The sequence below is a fragment of the Actinokineospora spheciospongiae genome (genome assembly GCF_003182415.1).
Taxonomy (GTDB): Bacteria; Actinomycetota; Actinomycetes; order Mycobacteriales; family Pseudonocardiaceae; genus Actinokineospora; species Actinokineospora spheciospongiae.
The window spans coordinates 390,746-401,045 of the sequence record NZ_QHCP01000007.1; the positions used below are offsets into that span (position 1 = coordinate 390,746).

1 protein-coding gene is annotated in these 10,300 nt (G+C 74.8%); it reads right to left on the bottom strand.

Going from position 1 to position 10,300, the window contains the following annotated elements; translation table 11 throughout:
- Positions 1–9: 9 nt before the first annotated feature.
- Positions 10–10,284: a type I polyketide synthase gene (locus DFQ13_RS20945; RefSeq protein WP_110081016.1), complete on the bottom strand. Its 10,275-nt coding sequence runs from the start codon at positions 10,282–10,284 to the stop codon at positions 10–12.
- Positions 10,285–10,300: the final 16 nt, after the last annotated feature.

Genomic DNA, 10,300 nt, shown 5'->3' on the forward strand with positions numbered 1-10,300 from the left:
GCGGTCTCGCTAGGAGATGCCGAACTCCTTGCCGATGAAGTCGAAGATCTCGTCGTCGCTGGCCGACTCGATCAGGTCGGTGGTGTCGTCCGGGGCGGCGCCGTCGTCGCCCCACCTGGCGAGCAGGGCTTGCAGCCGGGCGGCCACCCGGGACCGGTCGACCCCCTCGCCCTCGACGGCGGCGAGCACGCCCTCCAGCCGGTCCAGTTCGGTGAGCACCGGCACCAGGACCGCCTCGGCGCCGCCGGGCAGGGTCTGGAGCAGGTGCTCGGCCAGGACCGCCGGGTTGGGGTGGTCGAAGACCAGGGTGGCGGGCAGGTCGAGGCCGGTGGCGGCGGTGAGGGCGTTGCGCAGCTCGACGGCGGTCAGCGAGTCGAAGCCGACGTCGGAGAACGCGCGGTCGGGGTCGACCTGCTCGGGGCCGCTGTGGCCGAGCACGTCGGCGACCAGGCCGCGCACCAGGGCGGTGAGCAGGGCGCGGCGCTCGTCCTCCGGCTTGCCCGCCAGGTCGCGCAGCAGGGCGTCGGCGTTGCCCACCCGCTCGGCGGTCCGGCCCGCCTGCCCGCGCACCAGGCCGTGCAGGATCTGCGGCAGGACACCGATCTCGTGGCCCGCGCGCAGCGCGGCCAGGTCCAGGCGGACCGGGACGAGCAGGGCGTCCTCGCCGCCGAGGGCGGTGTCGAGCAGGGCCAGGGCCTCGTCGGTGGGCAGGCCGGTGACCCCGGAGCGGGCCAGCCGCTCGCGGTCGCCCTCGGCGAGGTCGCCCGCCATGCCCCCCGCCTGCTCCCACAGGCCCCAGGCCAGGGAGACGCCGGGGAGGCCCTGGGACCGGCGGTGCGCGGCGAGGGCGTCGAGGAAGGCGTTGCCCGCGGCGTAGCTCGCCTGGCCCGCGTTGCCGAAGACGCCTGCGGCGGAGGAGAACAGCACGAACATCGACAGGTCCATGCCTGCGGTCAGCTCGTGCAGGTGCCACGCGGCGTCGACCTTCGGGCGCAGGACGCGCTCCACCCGTTCCGGGGTGAGCGAGGACAGCACGCCGTCGTCGACCACACCGGCGGTGTGCACGACACCGGACCAGGACCGCGTGTCCAGCACGGTGGCCAGGGCGGCCCGGTCGGCGGCGTCGCAGGCGACGACCTCGGCCTTGGCGCCCAACTCGGCCAGTTCCTCGACCAGCTCCCGCGCGCCCTCGGCGTCGGGGCCGCGACGGCTGGTCAGCACCAGCTCCCGCACCCCGTGCGCGGTGGCCAGGTGACGGGCCACCAGGCCCCCGAGGGCACCGGTGCCGCCGGTGACCAGGACCGCGCCCTCGGACAGGTCGGGGGCACCCGGGGCGATCGGCCCGGTGCGGGCCAGCCGGGGTGCGAACGCCTGACCGCCGCGCAGCCGCACCTGCGGTTCCCCGGTGGCCAAGGCGGCGAGCAGGGCCCGGTGGGACGCCTCGGTGCCGTCGGTGTCGACGAGGGCGAAGCGGCCGGGGTGCTCGGCCTGCGCCGAGCGCACCAGGCCCCACACCGGGGCGTTGACCAGGTCGGTGACCTCGTCGCCGACGGCGCCCCTGGTCACCAGGACCAGCGCGGTGCCCGCCGAGAGTTCGTCGGCCAACCAGGTGCGCAGCAGGTCGAGCGCGCCCAGTGCGGCGGCTCGGGCGGCGGCGGGCGAACCCGCTCCGGCGGGCAGCGGGACCACCACCACGTCGGGTGAGCCGGTCAGGTCGGTCGGGGCGGTGGTCTCGGCCGGGTCGAGGCCGAGCGCGCGGGCCAGGTCGTCGTCGCCGGGGGCGACCGCGACCCGGCCGGGGAAAGGCGCGGCGGCGGCGAGCGCCACCGGCCGCCACTCGACCCGGAACAGCGCGTCCGGGCCCGCTCCCCCGGCGGCGGCGAGCTGCCGGACCGGGACCGGGCGCAGCACCAGCCGCTCGACCTCGGCGACCGGTTGCCCGTGCGCGTCGGTGAGCAGCAGCCCCACGGCGTCGTCGCCGACCGGGACCAGCCGGGCGCGGGCGACGGCGGCACCGGGGCGGTGCACGGCCACACCGCGCCAGCTAAACGGCAGCCGGACATCGCCGTCACCGGCGGCGGGCAGGTCGGCGAAACCGAGGGTGTGCAGGGCGGCGTCGAGCAGGGCCGGGTGCACGCCGAAGCGCTCGGCGTCGGCCGACTCGGGCAGTTCCACCTCTGCCAGCACCTCGCCGCCGCTGCGCCACGCGCGCCGCAGGCCCTGGAACACCGGGCCGTAGGCGAAACCACCGGCCAGCGCCTCGGCGTAGAAGCCGTCCACGTCGAGGACTTCGGCGTCGGCGGGCGGCCACTCGGGGGCGGCGGGCGCCCCGGCGGGCTCGGCGGCGGCGAGCGCGCCCACGGCGTTGCGCACCCACGGGCCGTCCCCGACCCGGGAGTGGACCTCCACCCGCCGCTCGGCGTCGACGACCACGCGCAGCGCGACAGCACCGTCCTCGGGCAGGGCGAGCGGGGCCTCCAGGGTCAACTCCGCCACCCGGGGGGCGTCGACCTCGGCACCCGCGCGCAGGGCCAGGTCGAGGAACGCGGTGCCGGGCAGCAGCACCGAACCCAGCACGGCGTGGTCGGCCAGCCACGGGTGGGTGCGCAGCGACAGCCGCCCGGTGAGGACAACGCCGTCCGGCACCTCGACCACGGCACCCACGAGGGGGTGGTCGGCGACGACCTGACCGAGCCCGGTGGCGTCACCACCGCCGTCGTAAGACTCCAGCCAGAAGTGGTCGTGCTGGAACGCGTAGGTGGGCAGGTCCACGTGCGCGGTGCGACCACCGAAGAACGCGGCCCAGTCGACCGAGGTCCCCAGGGCATGGGCCTTGCCCAACCCGGCGACCAGGTTCACCGCTTCCGGCCTGTCCTTGCGCTGCAACGCAACCCCGCCCGTCAAGGCGGTCAACGACGCATCCGGACCAACCTCAACCAGCACCATGCCTTCGACCTGCTGGATGGCGTCGTGGAACCGCACAGCCCCACGCACCTGCTGAACCCAATACTCCGGCGAGGTCACCTCAGCACCAACCACCGGCACCTTCGGCTCACGGTAGATCACCGACTCGGCAACCTCACGGAACGCCGCCAGCATCGGGTCCATGTGCGCGGAGTGGAACGCGTGACTGGTGTTCAACCGCTTCGACCGGGGGAACTGCGCCGCCAACGCGAGCACGGCGTCCTCATCACCAGAGATGACCACCGACTCCGCGCCGTTCACCGCCGCGATCGACACACCCTCGGTCAGCTCGATCTCCGACTCTCCGACCGGGATCGCCACCATGGCACCACCACGCGGCAGGGCCTGCATCAGCGAGGCCCGGGCCGACACCAGCTTGCAGGCGTCCTCCAGCGACCAGACACCAGCCACATACGCGGCAGCCAGCTCGCCGATGGAGTGACCGACAAGCGCGTCCGGTCGCACACCCCACGATTCCAGCAGCCGCACCATGGCGACCTCGAACGCGAAGATCGCGGGCTGGGCGAAACCGGTGTCCCCAACGGGAAGGTCCGGGATGGACAAGTGCTCGGTGACCTCGTCCCACGCCTGGGCGAACACCGGGTACGTCTCGTACAGCTCACGCCCCATGCCCAGACGCTGCGAACCCTGACCGGTGAACACCAACGCCGTGCGGCCGGTGCCCGCGACACTGCCCGCCGGGGTACGCAGGGAGTCGAGCAGTTCGTCCCTGGTGGCGCCCACGACCACCGCGCGGTGCTCGAAGCGGCCCCGGCCCAGGACCAGGGTGCGGCCGACCTCGACCGGGTCCAGGCCCGGGTCGGCGGTGACGGCGGCGCGCAGGCGTTCGGCCTGCGCGGCCAGGGCGTCGGCGGTGCGGGCGGAGAGCACCCACGGCACCACCGGGAGCGGGTCGGCGGCCGGGGCGGGCTCGTCGGCCGGGGCCTCCAGGACGACGTGGGCGTTGGTGCCGCTGATGCCGAACGACGACACCCCGGCCCGCCGGGGCCGCCCGGTCTCCGGCCACGGCCGCGCCTCGGTCAGCAGCTCCACCGCGCCCCCGGCCCAGTCGACGTGGGTGGTGGGGGCGTCGACGCCGAGGGTCTGGGGGAGCACGCCGTGCCGCATGGCCATGATCACCTTGATCACGCCCGCGACCCCGGCGGCGGCCTGGGTGTGGCCGATGTTGGACTTCACCGACCCCAGGTACAGCGGCTCCTCGCGGTCCTGCCCGTAGGTGGCGAGCAGGGCTTGGGCCTCGATCGGGTCGCCCAGCGTGGTCCCGGTGCCATGCGCCTCCACCACGTCGACGTCCTGTGTGGACAGACCGGCGTTGGCGAGCGCGTGCTGGATGACCCGCTGCTGCGACGGACCGTTCGGCGCGGTCAACCCGTTCGACGCGCCGTCCTGGTTCACCGCCGAACCCCGGACCACGGCCAGCACCCGGTGCCCGTTGCGGCGCGCGTCCGACAGCCGCTCCAGCAGCAGCACGCCCACGCCCTCGGACATGGCGGTGCCGTCGGCGGCCTCGGCGAACGCCTTGACCCGGCTGTCGGGGGCCAAGCCTCGCTGGCGGCTGAAGTCGATGAACGTGTCCGGGGTGGCCATCACGGTCACCCCGCCCGCCAGCGCCAGGTCGCAGTCGCCGTCGCGCAGCGCCCTGGCGGCCAGGTGCAGGGCGACCAGCGACGACGAGCAGGCGGTGTCCACGGTGACCGCAGGCCCCTCCAATCCCAGGGCGTAGGCGACCCGGCCGGAGATGACGCTGGCCGACGCGCCGGTGCTCAGGTAGCCCTCCAGGTCGTCGGGCACGGCGGTCAGGCGGGCGACGTAACCGCTGTTCATGGCGCCCGCGAACACCCCGGCCCGGCTGCCGCGCACGGTCGCCGGGTCGATGCCCGCCCGCTCGAAGACCTCCCAGGACGCCTCCAGCAGCAGGCGCTGCTGCGGGTCCATCGCGAGGGCCTCGCGCGGGGAGATGCCGAAGAACGCCGGGTCGAACAGCGCCGCGCCCGCCAGGAAACCGCCCTCGCGGGCGTAGGTGGTGCCCAGGTGGTCGGGGTCGTCGTCGAACAGGGTGTCGGTGGCCCAGCCCCGGTCGGTCGGGAACGGCACCAGGGCGTCCGCGCCCCGGGCCAGCAGCCGCCACAGGTCCTCGGGGGAGGCGATCCCACCGGGGTAGCGGCAGCTCATCGCCACCACGGCCACCGGCTCGTCGGCCGGGCCGGTGCGCACCACCGCGCGGGCCTGGGCCGGGGCGCCGCCGAGCTGGTCGCGCAGGTGCGCGGCCAGGGCGGCCGGGGACGGGTAGTCGAAGACCAGGGTGGTGGGCAGGCGCAGGCCCAGGGCCGCGCCGAGCTGGTTGCGCAGCTCGACGGCGGTCAGCGAGTCGAAGCCGAGGTCCTTGAAGGCCAGCTCGGGGGACACGGCGTCGGCGGAGGCGTGGCCGAGCACCCCGGCGACGTGCTCGCGCACCAGGTCCAGCAGGGCGTCGAGCCGTTCGGCCGCCGACAGCCCGGCGAGTCGGGCCAGGGTGGCGGTGCCGTCGGCGGTGGTGGACGCGGCCCGGCGGGTGGGCCGGACCAGGCCGCGCAGCAGCGCGGGCACCGCGTCGGCGGCGGCGGCGCGCACGGCGGCCAGGTCGAGCTTGACCGGGACCAGCAGCGCCCGGTCGGCGACGAGGGCCGCGTCGAACAGGGCCAGGCCCTCCTCGGAGGACAGCCCGCCCGCCCCGGCGCGGGCCATCCTGGCCACGTCGGCGTCGGCGAGGTGCCCGCTCATGGCGCTGCGCTGGGCCCAGTAGCCCCAGGCCAGGGACACCCCGGGCAGCCCGGCGGCGCGGCGGCGGGCGGCCAGGTCGTCGAGGAAGGCGTTGGCGGCGGCGTAGTTGCCCTGGCCCGCGCTGCCGAACACCCCGGCGGCGGAGGAGAACAGGACGAACGCGGCCAGGTCGAGGTCGCGGGTCAGCTCGTCGAGCAGCAGGGCCGCGTCGACCTTGGGGCGCAGCACCCGGGCGACCCGCTCGGCGTCGAGGGATTCCACGGTGCCGTCGTCGAGCACGCCCGCGCTGTGCACGACCACCGTCAGCGGGTGCGCGGCGGGCACCCCGGCCAGCAGCGCGGTCAGCGCCGCCCGGTCGGCGGTGTCGCAGGCGGCCACGGTCACCTCCGCGCCCAGGGCGCGCAGCTCGGCGGCCAGTTCGGCGGCACCCTCGGCGTCGGGGCCGCGACGGCTGGTCAGCAGCAGGTGGCGGACGCCGTGCACGGTGACCAGGTGGCGGGCCACCAGCGCACCGAGCGCGCCGGTGCCACCGGTGACCAGGGCGGTGCCGTCCGGGTCCAGGGCGGGCGAGGTGGCGCCGTCGGCGACGCGGGCGCGCGCCAGCCTGCGGGCCAGCACCTGCCCGTCGCGCAGCAGCAGCTCGGGTTCCCCGGTGGCCAGGGCAGCGGCGACCAGCCCGGCGGCGGGAGCGGCGCCCCGCACGTCGAGCAGGACGAACCGGCCGGGGTGCTCGGACTGGGCAGCGCGCACCAAGCCGTGCGCGGCGGCGTGGGCCGGGTCGTCGGCGGAGCGGGTGAGCAGGACCAGGGGCAGCTCGGGGGGCTGCTCCCCCACCAGCCACGACTGGAGCCTGTCCAGCACGGCGGTGGTCAGGGCGGTCGGGTCGAGGCCGGTGGGCACCTCGTGCACCTCGGCCTCTGCGGTGGTGTCGGGCACCGGCACCGGGGTCCAGTCCACCTGGAACAGGGAGTCGCGGACCACGGCGGCGGTGGCCCCGGCGGCGAGCTGGTCGGCGGAGGCGGGCAGCAGCACCAGCGAGTCCACGGCGGCGACGGGACCACCGGCGCCGTCGGCCACCCGCAGGGCGATCCCACCGTCGACCGGGGACAGCCGCACGCGCAGCGCGGGGGCACCGGAGGCGAACAGCCGCACCCCGGTCCAGGCGAACGGCAGGCGCACCACCCCGGGCTCGTGGTCGCCGAACCCGCCGAGGCCCATGCCGTGCAGGGCGGCGTCGAGCAGCGCCGGGTGCAGGCCGAACCGGGTGGCCTCCTCGCGGTGCGCCTCGGGCAGGGCGATCTCGGCGCACACGTCGGCACCGTCGCGCCACGCGGCCCGCAGACCCTGGAACGCCGGGCCGTAGCCGAGGCCGATCCCGGACAGCTCGGTGTAGAGGTCCTTCGTGGACAGTTCTTCGGCGCCGGGCGGGGGCCAGGTGGTGAAGTCGAAGTCGGGTGCGGCGGTGGTGACGGTGACCGTGCCGGTGGCGTGCCGGGTCCACGGGCCGTCTTCATCGGCGCGGGAGTGGATGGCCACCGACCGGGCACCGGTGCTGTCAGGGGCGCCCACGGTGATCTGCACGGACACGGCGTCGTCGGCGAGCAGGAGCGGGGCTTCCAGGGTCAAGTCCTCGATCGCCTCGCAGCCCACCCTGGCCCCGGCGTGCGCGGCCAGTTCGACGAAGGCCGTGCCGGGCAGCAGGACATTGCCCCAGACGGCGTGGTCGGCCAGCCACGGGTGCGTGCGCAGCGACAGCCGACCCGTCAGCAGCAGGCCGTCTGAGTCGGCCAGGGCGATCGCGGCACCCAGCAGGGGGTGGTCGGCGCCGAGTTGCCCGTAGCCGGACGGGTCGCCGATGACAGCGGGGGCGTCGAGCCAGTACCGCTGCCGCTGGAACGGGTAGGTGGGCAGGTCCACCAACGCACCCGAGGGCACAACGGCCGACCAGTCGACGGGGGCGCCGTGGGCCCACGCCTCCCCCAGACTGCGGACAACCCGATCCAGTCCGCCCTCATCGCGGCGCAGGCTGCCAACAACACCAGCTTCAACGCCGGCGTCCTCGATCACCTCGGAAATCGCCACGGACAGCACGGGGTGCGGAGACACCTCCACCACCACAGCCGTGCCCGGCAGCGCGGCACGCAGAGCCGCCTCGAACTCCACCGGCTCCCGCATGTTCCGGTACCAGTACTCGGCATCCATCCCGGCGGTGTCGAACAGTTCGCCGGTCACCGTGGAGAAGAACGGGACCTGCGCGGTGACCGGGCGAACCGGCGCCATGTCCGCCAGAAGCTGCTCCCGCAGTTGATCCACCTGCGGCGAGTGCCCAGCGGTGTCGACGCCGGGAATCCGCCGAGCCCGAATGCCCTCGGCCTCGAACTCCGCGACCATCACATCCAGCGTGGCCGGATCGCCCGCGACAGCACAGGAACCCGGGCTGTTCACCGCAGCGACGGCGAGCACATCGGACCACTTCTCGATCCGCTCGCGCACCTGATCGGCGGGAGCGAGAACCGACGCCATCCCACCCTTGCCCGACAACGTCAGCCACAGCTTCGACCGCAGAGCCACCACACGCGCCGCATCCCGCAGCGAAAGACCCCCGGCGATGTACGCGGCAGCGATCTCACCCTGCGAGTGGCCCACCACCGCAGCAGGCTTCACACCGAACGACTGCCACACCCTCGCCAGAGACACCATCATGGTGAACAGCACCGGCTGCACCACGTCAATGCGCTCCAACGACTCACCAGTGCGCAGGACGTGCGTCACCGACCAATCGGTGAACTCCCCAAAAGCTTCCTCGCACTCCGCCACCGAAGCGGCGAACACCGGCGAGGAATCCAACAACTCCCGGCCCATGGCAATCCACTGCGACCCCTGACCGGGGAACACGAAGACCACCCGGTCCCCGGGCTTGGCGGTGGTGACCTGCACGGTGTCGTCGCCGGGGAGCAGGACGGCGCGCTGGGGGAAGGCGGTGCGGCGGGACAGGGTCCAGGCCACGTCCGCCGGGTCGGGCGCGGTGGCGGCGCGGGTCTCGGCCAGTGCGGCGGCCTGAGCGCGCACGGCGTCGGCGGTGCGGGCGGACAGCAGCACCGGAACCGGCCCGGCGGGGGCGGGAGCGGCTTCCTCGGTGGGCTCGTACTCGGGGACCTGCTCCAGCACCACGTGCGCGTTGGTGCCGCTGAGGCCGAACGACGACACCCCGGCCCGGCGGGGCTGGTCGGCGTCGGTGTCCCACGGCCGCTGCTCGGTGAGCAGGGCGACCCCGCCGGAAGACCAGTCGACCTTGGTGGAGGGCCGGTCGACGTGCAGGGTCCTGGGCAGCACCCCGTGCCGCATCGCCATGATCATTTTGATCATGGCGGCGGCGCCCGCTGCGGCCTGGGTGTGGCCGAGGTTGGACTTCACCGAGCCCAGCCACAGCGGTCGCCCGGCCGGGCGGTCCTGGCCGTAGACGGCCAGCAGGGCCTGCGCCTCGATCGGGTCGCCCAGGGTGGTGCCGGTGCCGTGCGCCTCCACGGCGTCGACCTGGTTCGGCGAGAGCCGGGCGGCGGTGAGGGCCTGGCGGATGACCCGCTGCTGCGACGGCCCGTTCGGGGCGGTGAGGCCGCTGGAGGCGCCGTCCTGGTTGACCGCCGTGCCGCGCACGACCGCCAGCACCCGGTGCCCGTTGCGGCGGGCGTCGGACAGCCGCTCCAGCACCAGCACGCCCGCGCCCTCGGAGAACCCGGTGCCGTCGGCGGCGTCGGCGAACGCCTTGCAGCGCCCGTCGGGTGCCATGCCGCCCTGGCGGCTGAACTCGACGAAGGTCTCCGCCGTGGCCATCACGGTGACCCCGCCCGCCAGCGCCAGCCCGCACTCACCCTGGCGCAGCGCCTGCGCGGCCAGGTGCAGGGCCACCAGCGACGACGAGCACGCGGTGTCCACGGTGACCGCCGGACCCTCCAACCCGAGGGTGTAGGCGACGCGGCCGGAGGCGATGCTGCCGGAACTGCCCGTACCCAGGTAGCCCTCGACGCCCTCGGGCACCGAGGTCAGCCGGGACACGTAGTCGTTGGTATTCATCAGGCCGGTGAAGACCCCGGTCCGGCTGCCGCGCAACGACTCGGGGTCGATGCCCGCGCGCTCGACGGCCTCCCAGGAGACCTCCAGCAGCAGCCGCTGGTGCGGGTCCATCGCCAGCGCCTCGCGCGGGGAGATGCCGAAGAACGCCGGGTCGAAGTCGGCGACGTCGTAGAGGAAGCCACCCTCGCGCCCGTAGGAGGTGCCCGGCCGCAGGCGCTGCGGGTCGAAGATGCCCTCGACGTCCCAGCCCCGGTCGGTGGGGAACCCGCCGATGCCGTCGGCGCCCTCGGCGACCACGCGCCACAGGTCCTCCGGCGAGTGCACCCCGCCCGGGTAGCGGCAGGCCATGCCCACCACCGCGATCGGCTCGCGGTCCCTGGCCTCGACCTCGCGCAACCGCTGCCGGGTCTCCCGCAGATCGGTCGTCGCACGCTTGAGGTAGTCGAGGTACTTCTCTTCGTTCACCACCGGGGGTCAGCTCCCT